This is a genomic window from Malaciobacter marinus (assembly GCF_003544855.1).
GTDB lineage: Bacteria > Campylobacterota > Campylobacteria > Campylobacterales > Arcobacteraceae > Malaciobacter > Malaciobacter marinus.
Genome location: NZ_CP032101.1, coordinates 2,347,920 through 2,366,767 on the forward strand (window position 1 = coordinate 2,347,920; position 18,848 = coordinate 2,366,767).

The following is an 18,848-nucleotide window of genomic DNA, read 5'->3' on the forward strand; positions in this document are numbered from 1 at the left end:
ACAATACTATTACTTTAATTTAAACTATTATTACTATAATTCGCAAAAATTAATACAAAGAATATTTTATGATGACAAAACAACTATTTCCATTAGCCTTAGGTGGACTTGGAATTGGCACAACAGAGTTCGTAATAATGGGGCTTTTACCAGATGTTGCAAATGATATAAATATAACAATACCAGTTGCTGGACATCTAATATCTGCATATGCATTTGGTGTTGTAGTTGGTGCACCAATTTTAGTTGCATTAAGTGCAAAATTTACTCCTAAAAATGTACTTATAAGTTTTATGGTTTTATTTACATTTTTTAATTTTCTATCAACTATTGCACCTGATTATAATACTTTAATGATATCAAGATTTTTTAGTGGTTTACCCCATGGTGCTTTTTTTGGTGTAGGAACTGTAGTTGCAGCTAAACTTGCAAAAGAAGGAAAAGCAGCTCAAGCAATTGCATCCATGTTCACAGGACTTACAGTTGCAAATCTTGCCATGGTACCTCTTGTTACATATATAGGGCACCATTATCATTGGAGATATGCCTTTGGTATCGTTTCTTTAATAGGAATAATTACAATAATATCTTTATATAAATATCTTCCAAAACAAAAACATTTAAGAACTGTAACATTAAAAGAGGAATTAGAGTTTTTCAAAACAATAAAAGCTTGGCATATTTTACTTATCGTTGCAATTGGTTTTGGAGGGCTATTTGCATGGTTTAGTTATATCGCACCTTTATTAATTCATGTTTCAAATTTTGATGAAGGAAATGTTTCTTATCTTATGATTGTAGCAGGTGCGGGTATGGTTGTTGGAAATATCTTAGGAGGAAATTTAGCAGATAAGAAAAATCCAATTAAAGTAGCAATATTTTTATTATCAAGTATGGTAATAGCTTTAAATTTAGTTTTCTTCTTCTCATCAATTCAAATTGTCTCTATAATATTAACATTTATTTGCGGGGCTTTAGCCATGTCTATTGGAGCGCCTATTAATATGATTATGTTAAATAGTGCAAAACATTCAGCTATGTTAGGTGCTGCTTTTTTACAAGCTGCTTTTAATGTTGCAAATTCACTTGGTGCCTTCTTTGGTGGTATTCCATTATTTTTAGGATTTGATTATAACTACCCAGCTTTAATTGGTGCATTTATGGCTTTAATTGGTGCAATTTTATGTACGATATTTTTGAAAAAATATAATTTCAAAGGATAAAAAATCTATCTAAATTATAAAAAAGTAGGCTCAGGAAATAAAGCAATTTTCTTCCTACACGAACTTATGGGAGATTGTAGAAACTATGAAGCAATACTTCCATATTTAAATACAAAAGATTTCACATACTATTTTATTGATTTAAGAGGTTATGGTTTATCAAAAGAGTTAAAGGGTGACTATACTTGTGCTGAAGCTTCAAATGATATTAAGAATCTAATCACAAAATTAAACTTAAAAGAAGTAAATTTATTAGCTCATTCAATGTCTACAATGATAGCTCAAAAAGTAGCCCTAATTGATAATAGAATCAAACAACTAATTTTAATCACACCAATTTCAGCTGCTGGCATAAAAATGAAACCACAAGCCCAAGCTAAGCTAATAGAAAAAATGAAAGATAATAAAGAGCTAATTGAGCAAGTAGTACAAAGTGCAAGTAAAAGATACAACCAACAATGGAAAGATTATAGAATCAAAATGGGATATACTTCTTCAACTTTAGAAGCTAGAACTGGATATATGAATATGTATTTAACAACTGATTTTATAAATGAAGTAAAAAATATAAATATACCAATCAAAATAATGCTAGGACACCATGACTTACCAGCTTTTAATAAAAGTACCATCAAAAAACAGTTTGAAAAGTATTATAATGATTTTAAGATCATAGAGTGTATGGAAGCAGGACACTACCCAATGATAGAGTGTCCTGTTTATTTTGCTAGTGAAGTAGAGAAGTTTTGTAAAAGTTAATTTTTAATTGGTATAAAATACATAACCGTTTCAAAAATACCTTCCATATAATGTCTTAGATAAATTTTATAATTTGGATTGATATCTAGTACAATTTGAGGAATTTTATACCAATCTTGTGCTTTATGATATATACAAATAGCAAGGATTGCTTGGTTTTCTTTTATTGTATTTTTTGCTCCAATTAAAGCATCTTGTTCTGCACCTTCTATATCTAGCTTTATAAAATCAACTTTTTCATTTATCAAATTATCTATTGTATTTATATTTGATGCTTGATAATCATGTGCACAGTTATTTTGTAGTTGTTGATTTGTCATATTTTCTATTTTTTTATTTCCTAATCCACAATTTATAAACTCAATATTTTCATATTTAGAAAAATTCTTTTTTGCTATATTTATATGCAAATTATTTGGTTCAATACAATATATCTTTTTAAAATCAGGGAAATTACTTATAATTTGAGGAATAGTATCACCCACATATGAACCACCATCAAGAAAAACTATATCTTTGATATTTGGTACTAACTCTTTATCAAAGTATTGTTCTTTGTGATTATTTGTAAATCCTTGCATAAAATCAAAATCAAAACTTATCTTAAAATTTATTACTTTTGTAAAAATCTCTTTTGACTTTTCATCACAAAGTAGATTGTAAACTTTTTCATACTCTATTTTATTATTTTTGAAATCATCCTCAAAGTCAGTTATAAAAGGTGGTTTTGCTAAGAGTTCTTTTTCTATTTTACTATATTTATAAAAGCTAAGATAATTTATATTTTCAAAACCTTTTTTATCAAGTACACTTTTTACTTCTAAAGGACTTCCTGTTGATACAGATAGAATAAGTGCATCTTTTGGTACCTCATCAATTTTATAAATTGATTTTTTTCTTGAACTTTGCACCCTTGTAAAATCATCAATTATTCCATCAATTTGTACATGTTTTTGAATAGATTTTGTATATTTATTAATTCCAAGAATAAATTTCTTTTTAGTAAAAGAGTAAAGAAACTCTTCTACAAGCTCTTTATCTTTTTTATTTATGTAAGTTTCATCAATAAGATTTAGCATGAATAAATTAAAGTATTAGTGCTTTTAAACTCTTAACTGTATATAGTTTTAAAGCATTCCCTTTTTCAGCTTTTAGTTCATTTGAAAATCCACTTTTTGAAAATAGTACTGTACAATCAGGTACAATTTCTAATTTTTCACAAATTGCATGCAATCTATTTAGTTCATTTTTCTTAACTTTTGTATTTGTATATTTACAGCTTCCAATTAAGATTTTTCCACTTTTTGTTTTGGCAATTAAATCTAAATCATTTTTATCTTCATCCCAATATCTTCCGATTTTTTCAATCTCATCATCAGCAAAAGCACTTTTAATAAACTCATGACTTAATTGTTCAAATATTAAGTGCATAAACTCTAATTGATAGTTATTAAATCTTTCAAAACTCTCATCATACTCTTCTCTAGCTATTCCTCTATACAAAGGAGATACAAAAGCAAACCAAAATCTTAAAAATGGTGTTGTGAATAGTAGTTTATTTAATTTTTCATTTCTTATTTTTTCACTTTGTACAAAATCAACAGGTGTCTCTTTTGTTAATATTCCCAAATGAGCTAAGTTTGAAATTGTTTCTATTCCCTCATCATAGTCAACATCAGCTCTTTTAAATGCTGTTGTTGTTCTTCTATCTCCAAGTGCAAGCCCTGTTAATATTTTATGATAAGGAGCATTATTTTGAGTTAGTTTTTCTATACTCTCTTGAATCTCATAATACTCATCTAAAATATGCCTTATGATAAGTGTTCTAAGAGGTTTTGATGTATCAATTTTAACATCTAATCCACCAAAAACAGCAAAGTAATTTACCGCTGTTTGCATATCTTTTGGTTTATTCTTTTCACAAAATATCTTAAATTGTTCTATTAATGTTTTATCATTTAGTATAATAGTAAAGCCTTTTATATTTTATTTTTGTAATTATAACATAAAAGGTAACTATCTTTTAATGTGATATTATTTTTCTATGATTTTATAACTTGCCATGTTAAACTTTTCTCTTGGTAAGCTAACATATCTTTAAATAAACCATCACTTTTTGATAAAAGCTCAAAACTACCTTTTTGTGCAATTTTCTTATCATTTATTACATAAATATTTTTAATTCCTTTTAACATCTTTAGTTTATGAGCTATCATGATAACTGTTTTATTTTTTGTAAGTTTATAAATTGATTCTTGTACAAAATACTCATTTATACTATCAAGAGAAGATGTTGGTTCATCTAAAAGTAAAATTGGTGCATCTTTTAAAAAAGCTCTTGCAATACTAATTCTTTGTTTCTCTCCACCACTTAATTTTGTACCTCCCTCTCCTACTTTTGTATCAAAACCATTCTCTAGCTTTTCGATAAACTCTAAACAATTTGCCTTTTTACAAGCTTCTATAATCTGATTTTTTGAAGCATTTATTTTTGCTATTTGTATATTATTATAAATAGTATCATCAAACAAATATACATCTTGAAAAACTTGACTTATATTTAAGTAAAGCTCTTCTATTGGAATATCTTTTATATTTACTCCTGCTAATTTAATCTCTCCACTTTTTACTTCCCAAAATCTTGCTATTAGACTTAAAATTGTAGTTTTTCCTTCTCCGCTTAAACCAACTAAAACACTAATATCATTTGATGGAAAAGTTAAGTTAATCTCTTTTAAAAGCTCCTTGTTATCATATGAAAAACTTACATTTTCAAATTTTATCTCACTGTTTTTTAATTTTTTAAAAGAAGGAATTCTTTTTATAGTTTTAAGTTCTAAAATTTCTTTAATCCTAATAATTGCATTATTCATATATTTTAACTCTAAAAAATCTACTAAAAAGACTTTTATTGGTTCAAATAATCTATATCCTATTATTAAAAAAGCCACAAGAAAAGTTAAGTTTAAACTATTATCATTAAAATAGTTTAATGCATAAAATACCATAAACAAAAATCCCAATTCACAAAAAACAAATGATAATAAAATCAATGGCCCTGGAAACATCTCTAATTTAAATGATTTTAATTTAAAATCATACAAGACTTTTTCTAATAACTTATATTTTTTGTCAATATAATTAAAACTTTTTAAATATTTCATTCCTTCACAATACTCTAAAAACTGCTTTGACATCTCTTCTTTTGCTTCAATATGTTTTTTTCCAAAATAAACAACAATTAAGTTTGCAAAATATATAAAAGGTACAATACACAAGATTCCTAAAGTTAAAACAAAAGCTAATCTATAATCTAAAAAAGCTAAAAACAAAAGTATAAAAAAAACAGAAAAAATTCCTGTTATGGTACTTGGTATGCTATGGGAAAAAAAATTCTCAAAAATTCTAATATCTTGCAATAAGCAAGAAGAATAATAAGAACTATGTTTTTTATTTAATATACCTAATGGCAACTCATATATATGAGTTCCTAATCTCATTCTTAACTCTTTAGAGATTGAATAAGTAAGTTTAGAACCTCTTTTATATGTAATTTTTGAGATAAAAAGTTGTAATAATAAAAAAAAAGTTAATAAGCCTACTAAAGAGTAAACAAAAACTCTATTAGGTTCTTTTTTAAGAAGCTCCCATAAAATAGCTACTAAAACTCCACTTGAAGAAGATATTAAAAAAGAGTGAATCATATGAAAAGCGACCACTTTATAAAACTCTTGTTTAAAATTACCTATTATAAAAAGTATATTTTTAATAAAACTCATTTATCACTTCCTTTTAACTCAAACTCTTTACTATTTATATAATTATTCCACATAAATTTATAAGTATCACAAACTTCTAATAACTCTTCATGTTTTCCAATACTTTGTATTTTACCTTCATTAAAAACTACTATTTTATGTACATTTTGAATAGTTGAAAGTCTATGTGCAATCATAATTACTGTTTTATTTTTAATAACTTCACTTAATGCTTTTTGAATTTCATACTCATTTTTTGCATCGGAAAAAGAAGTTGCTTCATCTAAAATGACAATAGGTGAATCTTTTAGAACAACTCTTGCTAACTGTATTCGTTGTATTTGTCCTCCACTTAAACAGACTTCTTTAGAGTAGACAGTTTCATAAGTATTTTCTAATTTAGAGATAAAATCATGGGCTTGTGCAATTCTAGAAGCACTTATAACTTCTTCTAAAGATACATCTTTACCCATTGCAATATTTTCAAATATAGTACTATTGAACATAAAGTTATCTTGAAAAACAAAAGAAACTTTATCAATTAAAGAAGAGTAACTAACGCTTTTTATATCAACTCCTCCAATTGAAATATAACCTTTTTGAGGATCATAAAACCTTGCTAATAGTTCTGCACAAGTAGTTTTTCCAGCTCCACTTAATCCAACAAATGCAGTTATTTCACCTTGATTAAGTTTTAAATTTATGTTTTTAAGAACCTCTTTTTTACCATATGCAAAACTTACATTATTATATTCAATCTCATAGTTTTTAAAATTTGCTTTTTTATTATTAAGTATTAATTTCTCTTTCTCTTCTAAAATATTATCAATTTCATTCACAGCTTCATAAGTTATAAATATGCTATTTGCTAAAGTTGAAATTGCTAATACAGGTTTTAAATAAGCAACCCCTAAAATTAAAAAAAGTAACAAAGTAGCAAAATTTATCTCTTTTTGAAAATAAAAATATACACCAAAAGCTAAAATAGGAAGAAGTGAATTACTAATAAATGAAACTATAATTGCGTAAAATCCACTATTCTTTTCAATATACTCTTTTACACAAGAAGTATGTTCTTCAACTGTGTTTTTATAGTTTTTAAATCTATTTGCATCTTGATTAAAAATTTTCATTAAAGCAATTGAACGAATATATTCAACAATAACACTATCCATTTTTTTTGTACTTTTAGAGTATTGTTTAGTTATTTCTTGCAAAGCTTTTGTTTTAAATAACACAAGAAGCCAAAGAAAAAAAACTATAAGAGGAATTAAACTTGCAATAGCTAATATATAATCTATAATAAACATATATATTAAAATAATAATTGGCATTATAGAAGCTTTTATTATATCTATTAAATTATGTGCAATAAACTTCTCTATTTTTTCAATATCATCAACTAATATTTTTTTCAACTCTCCTGTTGCCCTATTTTGTAAATAACCTATTGACAAGCTTGCAAGTTTTTTTGCTATTAAAACTCTAAAATTATATAGAATTTCAAATGCTGCCATATGTGAAAATATAAGTGCAATATATAAACATAAATATGATATTACAACTGTAATTATTGTATAAAATACATAGGTTTTTAATAATTTAATATCCAAGTCATTACTTGTAGTTTGATTTAAAATTTCATAACTTAAAATATAAGGGGCCAAAGTCAATATTGCATGTAAAACTGCAAAAAGACAAGCTATAAAAAGTAAATATTTTTTAGCTTTTGCTATTTGAAGAAGTCTTAATAATTGAACTTTTTTAGTTTTCATTTTTAAATCTCCAAATTGCATAAAAATATGAAAACAAATAAATACAAGCTAAACAAATAAAAGCTATTTTAAAGCCATACATAGAACTTATAGATAAAAATATTTTTGTAAAAACAAGTGATACAAAAAGCATCAATCCATGTTGAATATTTACTTGTGTTCCTGCAAACTCTCTTGAGCTATTTTCCATGATAAAAGTATAGTATAAAGTCATAAATAGACCTAAACAAAAGTAATTATATGAAAGGAATAGTGTTGTTAAAATATGGTTATTTACAAATAATTCTAAATTTATCATAACAATAATATCAAATAAAATCAAAGTCGATATCAAAAAATAACTTTTATATTTTCCTAAAAATCCCATGATATATCCAGATAAAAAAGCTGCAAAAATACCAAAAAATGAACCAATAATATTTTGAGAAATAGCTATTTGTATTAAAGTCCATTCATTTTTAATCAATAGTTGTTGAATTAAAGAAAAACTTCCCTCAACTACAAAATATGCAGGAGTCATAATAATAAGAAGTTTTAAAACTTTCTTATTTCCTAAAAAACCAAGTATTTTAAAATAACTTACTCTTTCAGGTTTAATATCATTAATCTTTTCTTTATAAAAAAGCAACAAAAGTGTTGGAGATATAACAAAAACACTCAAAATTGAAAGTGTAACTTTCCACGTATAAACTTCATAAGAATATAAAGGTAAACAAAGTCCAATAAATGAACCTAAAAAAGTTCCAGCTGTTTGCATTGAGTTTGCATATTGTAACTGCTCTTTTTTTATACTATTTACAACTAATCCATCTACACATATATCTTGAGTAGAAGAGAAAAAGTTAATAAAAAGTATCAAAATAAGTGATACTGTAAAAGAAGATGTTATTGGATAAAAACTACAAATGAACATACTTAATGATAAAAGTATTTGAACTACTATTAACCAAGAACGATAATGTCCTTTTAAAAAGCTAATTTTATTTTTATCTATAAAAGGTGCCCATAAAAACTTTATTACCCAGATAAGTCCTAACATATAAATAGTTCCAATAGTTTCCATTGATACACCATTTGTTGCAAGTATTGCAGGAATTGCACCAAAGAAAAATCCTAAAGGAATAAATTGCGTGGTATATAACACCAATAAAAAACTAGATTTCTTAGAAAAAATATACATAAGCTTCTCTACTAAAATTTATATGCAAGTTCAAAACCAAAAGTTCTACCCTCACCAGCTCTTGCATACCACTCATTATTCATCTCAAAAGCTCTTGTTGTATAAGTTTTATCAAAAATATTTTTACTCCATAATCTTATATCACAATTATTAAAAGAGGTACCAAAACTTAAATCTACAAGTTCATAAGATTTTTGTTTTACACTATTATCTAAATTATAATATATGTCTCCTACACCATTTAATTTTGCAAGAATATAAGTATCTGCTAAAAAATTATATTTTGCGGTGATATTGTATGTATATTTTGGAGTATTAGGAGCTCTTTTACCACTATAATCTTTTTGTCCAATTATATTTCCTGAACCATCTAAAATATTATCTTTATATTCATCAAATTTTGAATCGTTATAACCTATACCTGCTGATAATACTAATTTATCTGTTGCTTGATAAGTTATATCTAAATCTAAACCTTTAATCTCTGATTTTCCAGCATTTGAAGTAATTGAATCTGGATAATACTGTTGTTCTACTTGTTGATCATCAATATAAATTTGATATATTGCCAAATTTGTAAATAATCTATCATTTAAAAATCTAGATTTTAAACCTATTTCAAAGTTATTAGAAAGTTCATCTTCAAACTCTTGATTATTAATTGGTGCTAAAGAGTTATACCCACCAGCTTTATACCCTTTTGTATAACTTGCATATAATAGATGTTTTTCAAAGTTAAAGTTAAATGAAACTTTTGGTAATACTTGAGAAGAGGATTTACTTTTTTTAATTGAATCTTTTATCATACCAAACATTGATAAATCTTTATCATAACCTACTTTATATTTATAATCTTTATGCTCTTTATCATATCTAAGTCCAAGTGTCACATCAAAAAAAGAGTTAAAAGCATAGTTTGCTTGAGAAAATAAAGCATAATTATTTGTACTATCATCACTACTTGTAAGTTTAGTAAATTTTGGCATTCCGTATAAAGGATTTGCTTGTCGCATCTCAAAGTCAACTGATTCCTTATTGTCTTCTTTACTAAAATACCCGCCTATTAAATATTTTAAGTTTTTATAAGAAGAATTAACTCTAAACTCTTGAGATAAGAAATCTATATCTCTATTAGTTTTAAGTCTCATCAAATCATTAGTAGTAAAATCTAAATCATTATAATCTATATTTTTTGTATTACTAGCTGCTGTAATTGAAGTAAAAGTCAAATTCTCATTTTCATAAATAGATTTTAATGCAAATTTATCATTTTTAAATTCACCTTTTCCATCAAAATCAACATTAACTTTTCCTGGATTTTTCAATACTTCATTAAGTGTATTAAAACCTGAATATCCATTTTCATAATCATTTCTATCATATGAAAGTATAAAATCTAAATTATCTGTTGGAAGATATCTTAAAGCAACTCTACCATCAATACCATCTGTATGATCTGATTTTTTATTATTATTGTATTTATTTTCAAAATAGCCATCACTTTTATACTTTCTAAGAGCAGCTCTTAAAAACACCTCATTATCAATAAGTTTAGTATTTACCAAAGCTTTATACTCTTGAGTATTATTATTTGCTAAACCAAATTCAATATTTCCACTATTTTCATTTACTGGTTTATTTGTAATTATATTAATAACACCTGATTCTGTATTTTTTCCATAAAGTGTACCTTGAGGTCCTTTTAACACCTCTACTCTTTTTATATCTAAAATCTCACTGTCAAACATAGGATAATATATATCATCAACAAAAAATCCAATTGATTGTTCACCTTCCATAGTAGGAGTAATACCTCTTAAAGATAAAAAACCTGCTGTTCCATGATGATTTGTTTTTATCATAAAAAGGCCTGGAGTACTATTTACAATATCTTCTGTATCTAAAATCTTTTGTTCTTTAATATCTTTACTATTTAAAATATCTAAACTCAAAGCTATTTCTTGTTTAGACTCTTTTTTCTTTTGTGCGGTTACAGTTATATCTTCAAGTTTTACTACATCATTTGCAAAAAGTGTAGAGCTTAAACTTGCAAGTAATAAAGTATTCATATATACTCGTTTCAAAATTTCTCCTTAAGGGGTTTTAAATTATTTTTGTATTATATTTAATTTGATAATGCATATCAATATCGTATTTATTATAAAAATAATTTTTTTTATGCTTAAAATATTAAAAGAGAATAAATGACAAAAACAATTACTTTTGAAAACATTGAAGAGATTAATCAACAAAACTCAATTAATTCAAATATTTTTGAAATACCAAAGAATCTTGCAAATGGTGAAATATCAATTATCCCCATAACAAAGGGCTTATACTTTCATAAATTTCATATTGATGTAAAAGAAGATTTTATTATTGAAAACAAGTTTGAAAGTACACTTTTTTCTTTTTCAGCTTTTCTAAATGGAGAGATAAATTATGAAAATAAAGATTTTAAAATAAAAAAAACTTTTAAACCAAATCATTTAGCAGTTTCAGCTTTAAATCAAGAAAATGGTAAAAGTTTTTATAAAAAAGGTTCCTCATTAAAAATTATAAATATTGTTGCCACAAATCAATTTATAAAAAATCAAATTTTGCAAGAAGACAATAGTAATTTAAATACAATAATTGAGAATCTAAATAAAAAACCTTTTTTTGAGTTTATAAAAGACTCTCCTTGTACTTTTGATACGTTAAACACATTAAATACTATTTTTAATACAACATACAATAATAAGCTTGATAATTTGTTACTTCAAAGCCAAACTTTAGAGCTTTTATATAACTGGTTTAACAGTATAAATAAAGATGATAAAAAAGGGATTCCCAATATAGAAAAAGAGTATTTAAATAAAGTTCTTTTATACATAGATACTCACTTATTTGAAGATATGAGTTTAAAAGAGTTAGCAAAAGTAGCAAGTACAAACGAAACAAAACTTCAAGAAAATTTTAAATTACAGTATAACAGTACAGTTTTTGCATATATTATTAATAAAAAACTTGAAGAAGCAAAAAAGCTTTTAGAAACAAATAACTACTCAATTAATGAAATATCCAAGCTTATAGGATATAAACACCAAAGTAATTTTACTACTGCTTTTTTTAAAAGATTTAATATTTCTCCTAAAAAATTCATCAAAAATAAAGAGTTTTATTTTTGATATTTTTGAAAAAAATTGTTTAATTGATTTGCAAAGCTTTGTGCATCTTTTTGAGTAAAAGGTGCAGGTCCTTTTGTAATCTCTCCGCTATCGCGTATTTCTTGCATTAGATTTCTAATAGCAAGGCACTCTTTTATATTATCTTTTGTATACTCCAAGCCTCTATGATCTATTGCATGGGCTTGTTTTTCTATAACTCTATTTGCAAGAGGAATATCAGCAGTAATAACTAAATCACCCTTTTGTAAAAGCTCAACTATTTTATCATCTGCTTCATCTGCTCCTTGCTCTACTATCATATAACTTATATTTGAAGATTTACCAATATTTATTTTTTTGTTTGCTATTACAATAGTTTGCAAAGCCAATCTTTCGATTGCTCTTAAAAGAATAGGTTTTAAAAGATTAGGGAAAGCATCACCATCTACATATAAAATCATTATAAAATCTCTTGTACTCTACCTACTTGCCCATCTTGTAATCTAACTTTGATTCCATGGGGATGAAAAGGAGAGTTTGTTAAGATATCTTTTACAACTCCTTTTGTAAGCTTTCCACTTCTTTGGTCTTGTTTTAAGACTATATTTACATTCATACCTTGTTTTATATCAAATCTTTTTTTATTATCCATTTTACAAACTTTTTTTATAATTTAATATCTCTTTTACAAAACTTATATTGTAAAAAAATACTACTTTAAATAAAAGTGATATTTTTATTGCATCACTATTTGTTGCATCAATTATAGTAAGTTCAAATCCCTCACCATCAGCTTGATTTTTAGGTCTTACTTCTATATTTATAGGTTTTAATGCTTTCATCATATTTATTGTATTTTTTTTAGCTTTAGGTTTTAGGTTTTCAAAAAAATCTTTATCTTTTTCTTCAAGTTTCATTGTCTCATATAATAAAACTAAAGTATCTTTATATATAGTTTTATTCCAAGAAACTTTTCCTTTGCTATAGTGAAAAGTTGAACTCTTATTTAAAAGTGGATTAATTTTCTCATTTTTCATATCTTCTATTAATTGTAAAAAGAAATTAACTCCACCTAAACTATTTGAAAGAGTTGTTACTTCTTTATTTAAATACTCTTTTGTTTCTTCTTCTAAATCTTTAAATCTCATCTTACTCCGATTGTTTTTATGAAAGTATAGCTAAAAATTTGCAATTTTACTTTCTTATTGATGTTGCAGTTAAAAATATATAGTTTTTTCCAGTAAGCGTAACTCTAAACTTTTTTTGTTGTAGGTATTTTTTACAAAACATGGCATCTTTATATAAAACTGACATTTCTGAAAAAGAGTAATTTTTTGCTTTAGCACCATAAATCATCTGTCCATCATGCCATCTACAATTTGGAAATCCTATTATCATAGCTGCATTTTTTTCCATATAGTTTTGAACTATATTCATAAAAGTTTCATTGAAATTCATATTAGAACTTTGTAAAGTTCCAATACTAATAATCAAATCAAACTTACCTAAATCTAACTGCTCTAGTTTATTTATATCATGTGCAAAAAACTTTACATTACTATTTTCTTTAAATTTTTCCTTTGCAAGAGTTATTGCACTACTGCTATAATCAACTCCCACAAATTCAATATCATTAAAATTTTCACAAAGTTGCTTTATAACTTCAAACTCACCTGCACTATTTACTCCAAGATTTAATACTTTTTTTCTTGATGAGATTTTCGTATTTTCTAAACACTTAATATAATTAATCAAAAAATCTGGTTCTTCATTTTTATTTATTTGATTAAAAGTAGATAAAGCTCCATATTTCTCTTCATTTGAGTCTTCATTATGAAAACTTTTGCCTTTATTGATTTTTTCTAGTGTTATTGATACTTTTTTTTCATCTATATATTTTGGTGTTAATATCTTACAATCTAAAAGTAAAGCTAGATCAACATAAGAGTTAAAACTTCTATATATAAACTCTTTGTTTTCAATTTCTACGATTTCTCCTGCATAACTTGAGGCTAAAAAGTCTGGATTTAAAACAGTAAAACTGACTCTATTTTGTGTTTTTAGAAGTTCTTGTAAAGTTTGATATATTTCAAACATGCTTTGCTTTGTAAAATCTTGCATTAACTCTCTTTATTTTTTACAAATTATATAAAAGAAAGAATTAATACTATCTATATGAAGCATTTGATTTTTTAATTTTCATATCATGAAAACCATTAATTGACATAAACATTCTTATCTCTTTGTCAATTGCTCTATTTTTAGGTCCTTTAATTATCTCAACAATTGGTGAAATATCGTCTTTATTTTTATCAAATTTTAGTTCAAAATAGGGAATTATATTATCATGACAAGTTCTAAATTTCATATTTGAAATACTATTTTCAAAGTTATAACGAGAATTTTTTCTGTCATTTGTAATTATTGGATTATGAATTACTCTTACTTCTTGTTCTTCTTTAAAAAGTTCACTTTTTGATTTTGCAGCAAGATTATTGATTTTTGTAATTGTTTCTTGACATATTTTTTTAAAGCAATCAAAATCTGTTTTAATTATAGAGTTATCAAAATTCTCAATAGAGTCTAATATCTCTTCAATTTGTCTATTTTGTTCTTCTTCACTATATAAAACCTTTGAAATTTTTATATTGTTTGTATAATCAAAATATTCTGAATTAAAGCCAATAGCAATGCCTTTGCCATCATTTGCATAAGCTCGCCATTGGCTTAATAAATCTTGACCTTGAGAAAAAGATGCTACATAAACTAAAGGATGTTGTATTAAATACATCTCTTCAAAAAGCTCATACTTTTTAAAGTTGTGCTTTGTTGTAAGCTCTTTTATTCTATTTGATACTTTATCTTTTATCCAATGTATCTCTTTATAATCGTTTAAATTATATATGGAACTAAGCCATAAAGTTTTATTTTGAATAATCGCTTTAAATGAATCAATATTACAATAGTGATAAATAACGTTATTCATAAATAGCCTTTATAGTTGAATATTAAAATAGTCCCTTAAAACCTCAGCTCTGTTTTCTAAACTTATTCCCCAAACTCTTTTATCACTATTTTCTTTATATGTTATCATATCATTTGTTAATGTTATTCTTCCATCTTTTAATGCTTTTGTTACTAAAAGTGGTGCATAACTTGAAAACTGTTCATAATTTTTTTTATTTTCAAATACAGAAGAAAAATCTGTAATACTCTTTTTCTTAGTTGAGAATTGATATCTTATTTGCCAACCTTTAGATTTATAATTATACATCAAAGCATACTCACCATTTGCACAAGGTTGAATTTGATATTGTATATCTTCACTTTCAACTATTGTATCTTCATCAAGTGCTAAAGGAACTCTTACATTTCTTCCATTTGCAACATCAACTAAATAGTCTTTGTTATCAATTGTCACAAGTAAAGCCAAATGTGGATAATTTGCTCCTATATAGCTTGTATCTTCAACTTTTGCAAATATCATCTTTGCATCATAACCTAAATATTTCAATAAATATACAAATAAAGTATTTGATTCATAACAAATGCCACCTCTGTTATTGCACACTATTTTTTCATAGATTTTTAATATATTTACTGAAAACTCTTTTTTAAAAATAAAATCAAGGTTTTCATATGGCACATTTAATATGTAAGACTCTTGTAGTTTTTTTAAATTTTCAAGATTAGGATTTAAAGATGAAGGCTCATCATCAATACCAATTCTTTTTAGTATTTTTCCTATTTCCATGAGTTCTCCTTAATATCTATAATTATAACTTTGAAACTATATTTTACACTTAAAAAGTAATTTATTAATATTTTTTAATTTAATTCTAATCCAGTAGAGTTTAAAGTATAAACTGTAGGAGCTAATTTATCTATAAAAGTTTTATGATGAGACACTATAATCATAGATTTTTTTATACCATTTAAAATATCTACAATCCTTTTTTCTGCATTTACATCTAAAGCATTTGTAGGTTCATCTAAAAGAAGTATTTTAGGCTCTGTACTAAGAATAGAAGCTATTGCAACAATCTTTTGCTCTCCACCACTTAGTTCAAAAATAGTTCTATCTTTTAAATGTGATATTTCTAAACTCTCAAGTATTTTCAAAGCTTCACAATAAGCTTTTTCTTTATCTACACCTCTAGCTCTTAAATTAAACATAACATCTTCAATCACAACAGGACACAAAAAATAATCATTTACATCTTGAGGCAAATAACCCACATCGCTTCTAAATTTTTTATACTCTTTTTTTGAATCTATTTTATTATGAAAAAGTTCTAAAACTCCTTCGTATGAATGTTCAAGTCCAGCAATTATTCTTATTAATGTACTTTTACCAACTCCATTTGCACCAACAATTGCAACTTTTTCTTCATGTCCAACATTTAAATTTACATTTTCAAAAAGTCTATTTGAACTATTTTTATATGATATTTGTTTTAATGTTATAGAACAACTCATAAGCTTACCTTTAAAATTATTACAATTAATATAAGAAGTATTAAAACAATATCTTTCTTTGTTGTTTTAAACTTATCATTTAAATAAATTTGTTTATTAAAACCTCTTGCTTCAAAAGAGTCTTTTAACTTTTGCGATTTTTTTATTGATTTTACAAAAAGCATACCTAAAATATTGCCAAAAGTATTATAAGTAAACATATTTGTCTTTGCTTCAAAACCTCTTGATTTTAAAGTATTCTTAATATTTTTGAAATCATTTGTTAAATTATCAATCATTTTTAATGTAAAATAACTAGTTGATACAAAACTGCTTGGAAATTTCAAAATATAAAAACCTCTTACTATATCGTATCCCCTTGATTTATAAAATATTGACAAATTAAATAAAATTATCATATTTGTTCTAATATAAATATTTATGGCTTCATCATACTCTTTTTGCAAAACTAATAAAAGTGCCAATACAATTATAAAAACATTTAAATATGCCAAGGTTTTGAAAATCTTAACTATAGATTCTTTATAAAAATATAGAATATAAAAAGTTGGCAATAAATAATAAAGTTCATAAGAAGAAAAACTTACAACAATAGAATAAAAAAGTGCTGCTAAAATAGAAACAGCAGGGGAGAATATCATCTTTTAACTCTTTTTAATATATAAAATAACCCTATTATAACCAAAAGTGCAAAAATAGTTTTTAAAATATTCATATTTTCAAGTTTTGATTCTAAAGCTTTAACTTTAGCTTTTAATCTTTCATTCTCTTTTTCTAAATCACTTTTATTAATAGATTTAAAACTATTATCTTTTATAGCTTGCTTTTCTTCTTTACTTAAAGATATCTTTTTTGTAGCTATATGCCCACCTTTTGCATCAACAGATACATAAAAATTATCTTCTTTTATATCTATTGAAACTTCACCTTTTTTATTTGTAAAAGTTTTTTGCAAAAGTTTTTTATCTTTATCTTTAATTTTAACTTCGCAATTTTGGCAACCATTACCATTTGCAAAATATGCACTTATATATAAAGTTTGATTTTCATAATCTGTAAATAGATTTAGTTTATGGGCAAATAGTGAAACACAAAGTAAACTAAGTGCTAAAAAAATCTTCATACTTTAATCTCATTTAATAAATTAGGCATTGCTTTTTTAATATATAGCAATAAAAATAGCGTAATTATACCCTCTAAAATCATAGCTGGTATATTTGCTAAAACAACAGCATATGAAGCTATTAAATACTCATCTTTTGCAAAAAGAAGTACTAAAGCAAGAATAACTGTGGCAAAAAACACTCCCAAGAATCCAACTAAGAAAAATCTTATTTTTTCATTTAATTTATGTGCGATTTTTGTATGATAAAGTAAATATACTAAATATGCAGGTAAAGCCATTATGACTATGTTTGCACCCAATGATGTAACTCCACCATAACCTAACATAGTAGCTTGTAATACTAAAGCAATTGAAATTGGAAGAAAACTAACTCTTCCTAAAAATAATCCTATAACACCTACTAAAATTAAATGAATTTGTGTAGGCCCTAAAGGTATATGTATAAATGATGCTATAAAAAAAAGAGCACTCATAGCTGCACTTAAAGCAATATTTTCATTTTTTATCTCTTTTAGTGAGTATAAACACATAGCCCCACCAACTACTGCTAAGGTAGTTGCTACCTCAGCACTTAAAATTCCATCTGATATATGCATTTTTTCTTCTTTCTAATAAGCTTTTATCCAAAGTAAAGCACCGTTTTCTATTGGATACTTTTTACCATCATTAACTTTTTCACCCTCTTCTATAAGTGCAGCAAATCCCCACCAACCTTTATGGTTCATCACAAAAGAAAAATTACCATTTTCATCTGTTTTAACAACTTGTGTAATATGAGCATCTGTTGGTGCGTTTAAACCAAACTCATTATATAATTCTACTTCAACCTCTACATTTGAAGCTGGTTTTGAATTGTGTAAAACTTTTCCTGTAAAAATATTACCTGCATATAAACCAAAAGGCTTTGTCAAAGGAACAATCTCATATTTTAAACCTATTGGCTCATCCCATCCATCTTCAAGACCATAAGCACTAACTATTATTTTTGGTACATGAGAAATAAACTTACCCTCACTTGGTTCAAAATATGGTTTTGGAACAGTAAAAAACTTGTAAACCCCTGGTCTTCTAATTTTATATGATGTTTCCCAAGCTAAATTATCAAATCTTTTGATTTGTTTTAAACTTAATGCATTTTTTTTATCATTTAAAAAAATACCCTCTGGCTTTACCATTTTCATCCCTGTTTGTTCAAAAGGATGAATAAACATAGACTCTATTTTTATATTAGCTTCACTTTTACTCTTAACATTATCCGTTGTTGGTATCATCGTCAAAAAATGTGCATTAGCAGCAACTGCAAATGCTAAAAAAACTAAAAAATTTCTCATTATATCTCCTAGACTTAATTTGAATTATTATAATAGTATTATTTTTACAAGATAATAAGTTTTTTAAA

Annotated in this window: 20 protein-coding genes; 3 read left to right on the forward strand and 17 right to left on the reverse strand. The window is 25.4% G+C overall.

Annotation, left to right across the window (positions count from 1 at the left end):
* The first annotated feature begins 68 nt into the window (after nt 1-68).
* Together AMRN_RS11410 and AMRN_RS11415 are read left to right on the forward strand one after the other, a co-directional pair.
* On the forward strand, nt 69-1,223 hold the full coding sequence (locus AMRN_RS11410) for an MFS transporter (protein ID WP_228150795.1): 1,155 nt from the start codon (nt 69-71) through the stop codon (nt 1,221-1,223).
* 45 nt (nt 1,224-1,268) lie between these two features.
* Nucleotides 1,269-1,982 carry an alpha/beta fold hydrolase gene (locus tag AMRN_RS11415; protein ID WP_228150796.1) on the forward strand — a complete coding sequence of 238 codons (714 nt, stop codon included), beginning with the start codon at nt 1,269-1,271 and terminating at the stop codon, nt 1,980-1,982.
* On the opposite strand, the gene AMRN_RS11420 is transcribed toward AMRN_RS11415, so the two are convergent.
* The 6 genes from AMRN_RS11420 to AMRN_RS11445 all read right to left on the reverse strand — a co-directional run bounded on the left by AMRN_RS11420 (nt 1,979) and on the right by AMRN_RS11445 (nt 10,779).
* Nucleotides 1,979-3,061 carry an FkbM family methyltransferase gene (locus tag AMRN_RS11420; protein ID WP_099310439.1) on the reverse strand — a complete coding sequence of 361 codons (1,083 nt, stop codon included), beginning with the start codon at nt 3,059-3,061 and terminating at the stop codon, nt 1,979-1,981. The two genes, AMRN_RS11415 and AMRN_RS11420, sit on opposite strands and share 4 nt — an antisense overlap.
* A 7-nt stretch (nt 3,062-3,068) precedes the next feature.
* Nucleotides 3,069-3,881 carry a DUF234 domain-containing protein gene (locus tag AMRN_RS11425; protein ID WP_099310440.1) on the reverse strand — a complete coding sequence of 271 codons (813 nt, stop codon included), beginning with the start codon at nt 3,879-3,881 and terminating at the stop codon, nt 3,069-3,071.
* Nucleotides 3,882-4,024: 143 nt separating this feature from the next.
* Nucleotides 4,025-5,761: an ABC transporter ATP-binding protein gene (locus AMRN_RS11430; RefSeq protein ID WP_099310441.1), complete on the reverse strand. Its 1,737-nt coding sequence runs from the start codon at nt 5,759-5,761 to the stop codon at nt 4,025-4,027.
* A complete protein-coding gene (locus tag AMRN_RS11435) occupies nt 5,758-7,515 on the reverse strand; it encodes an ABC transporter ATP-binding protein (protein WP_165772832.1) in 1,758 nt (585 codons plus the stop codon). The genes AMRN_RS11430 and AMRN_RS11435 overlap by 4 nt, the downstream gene beginning before the upstream one ends.
* Complete coding sequence (locus AMRN_RS11440) at nt 7,505-8,659, reverse strand: MFS transporter (protein WP_165772833.1); 1,155 nt, start codon at nt 8,657-8,659, stop codon at nt 7,505-7,507. The genes AMRN_RS11435 and AMRN_RS11440 overlap by 11 nt, the downstream gene beginning before the upstream one ends.
* A 47-nt stretch (nt 8,660-8,706) precedes the next feature.
* Nucleotides 8,707-10,779, reverse strand: coding sequence for a TonB-dependent receptor (locus AMRN_RS11445; RefSeq protein ID WP_133116757.1), 2,073 nt, complete (start codon nt 10,777-10,779; stop codon nt 8,707-8,709).
* Nucleotides 10,780-10,899: 120 nt separating this feature from the next.
* Between AMRN_RS11445 and AMRN_RS11450 the strand changes: the two genes are divergently transcribed.
* A complete protein-coding gene (locus AMRN_RS11450) occupies nt 10,900-11,865 on the forward strand; it encodes a helix-turn-helix domain-containing protein (RefSeq protein WP_099310445.1) in 966 nt (321 codons plus the stop codon).
* On the opposite strand, the gene AMRN_RS11455 is transcribed toward AMRN_RS11450, so the two are convergent.
* From AMRN_RS11455 to AMRN_RS11505, 11 genes are all read right to left on the reverse strand, one after another.
* Nucleotides 11,856-12,305 carry a YaiI/YqxD family protein gene (locus tag AMRN_RS11455; protein WP_191282129.1) on the reverse strand — a complete coding sequence of 150 codons (450 nt, stop codon included), beginning with the start codon at nt 12,303-12,305 and terminating at the stop codon, nt 11,856-11,858. The genes AMRN_RS11450 and AMRN_RS11455 overlap by 10 nt on opposite strands.
* Nucleotides 12,305-12,496, reverse strand: coding sequence for a YwbE family protein (locus AMRN_RS11460; RefSeq protein WP_079576849.1), 192 nt, complete (start codon nt 12,494-12,496; stop codon nt 12,305-12,307). Before AMRN_RS11460 ends, AMRN_RS11455 begins: the two co-directional genes overlap by 1 nt.
* 1 nt (nt 12,497) lies before the next feature.
* Nucleotides 12,498-12,992: a hypothetical protein gene (locus AMRN_RS11465; RefSeq protein ID WP_099310447.1), complete on the reverse strand. Its 495-nt coding sequence runs from the start codon at nt 12,990-12,992 to the stop codon at nt 12,498-12,500.
* A 46-nt stretch (nt 12,993-13,038) separates the two neighbouring features.
* On the reverse strand, nt 13,039-13,965 hold the full coding sequence (locus tag AMRN_RS11470; protein ID WP_099310448.1) for a class I SAM-dependent methyltransferase: 927 nt from the start codon (nt 13,963-13,965) through the stop codon (nt 13,039-13,041).
* 46 nt (nt 13,966-14,011) lie between these two features.
* Nucleotides 14,012-14,830, reverse strand: a complete 819-nt coding sequence (locus tag AMRN_RS11475; RefSeq protein ID WP_099310449.1) for a DUF2971 domain-containing protein — start codon at nt 14,828-14,830, stop codon at nt 14,012-14,014.
* Between the two features lie 9 nt (nt 14,831-14,839).
* Nucleotides 14,840-15,598: an arylamine N-acetyltransferase family protein gene (locus tag AMRN_RS11480; RefSeq protein ID WP_099310450.1), complete on the reverse strand. Its 759-nt coding sequence runs from the start codon at nt 15,596-15,598 to the stop codon at nt 14,840-14,842.
* Nucleotides 15,599-15,672: 74 nt separating this feature from the next.
* Nucleotides 15,673-16,323, reverse strand: coding sequence for an energy-coupling factor ABC transporter ATP-binding protein (locus AMRN_RS11485; protein WP_099310451.1), 651 nt, complete (start codon nt 16,321-16,323; stop codon nt 15,673-15,675).
* Nucleotides 16,320-16,964 (reverse strand): energy-coupling factor transporter transmembrane component T, encoded by a 645-nt coding sequence (locus tag AMRN_RS11490; RefSeq protein WP_099310452.1) that lies wholly within the window; start codon nt 16,962-16,964, stop codon nt 16,320-16,322. Before AMRN_RS11490 ends, AMRN_RS11485 begins: the two co-directional genes overlap by 4 nt.
* Nucleotides 16,961-17,446, reverse strand: a complete 486-nt coding sequence (locus tag AMRN_RS11495) for a hypothetical protein (protein WP_099310453.1) — start codon at nt 17,444-17,446, stop codon at nt 16,961-16,963. Before AMRN_RS11495 ends, AMRN_RS11490 begins: the two co-directional genes overlap by 4 nt.
* Complete coding sequence (gene cbiM / locus AMRN_RS11500) at nt 17,443-18,045, reverse strand: cobalt transporter CbiM (RefSeq protein WP_079576841.1); 603 nt, start codon at nt 18,043-18,045, stop codon at nt 17,443-17,445. Before cbiM ends, AMRN_RS11495 begins: the two co-directional genes overlap by 4 nt.
* Before the next feature lie 12 nt (nt 18,046-18,057).
* Nucleotides 18,058-18,780 carry a DUF4198 domain-containing protein gene (locus AMRN_RS11505; protein ID WP_099310454.1) on the reverse strand — a complete coding sequence of 241 codons (723 nt, stop codon included), beginning with the start codon at nt 18,778-18,780 and terminating at the stop codon, nt 18,058-18,060.
* Between the last annotated feature and the right edge of the window lie 68 nt (nt 18,781-18,848).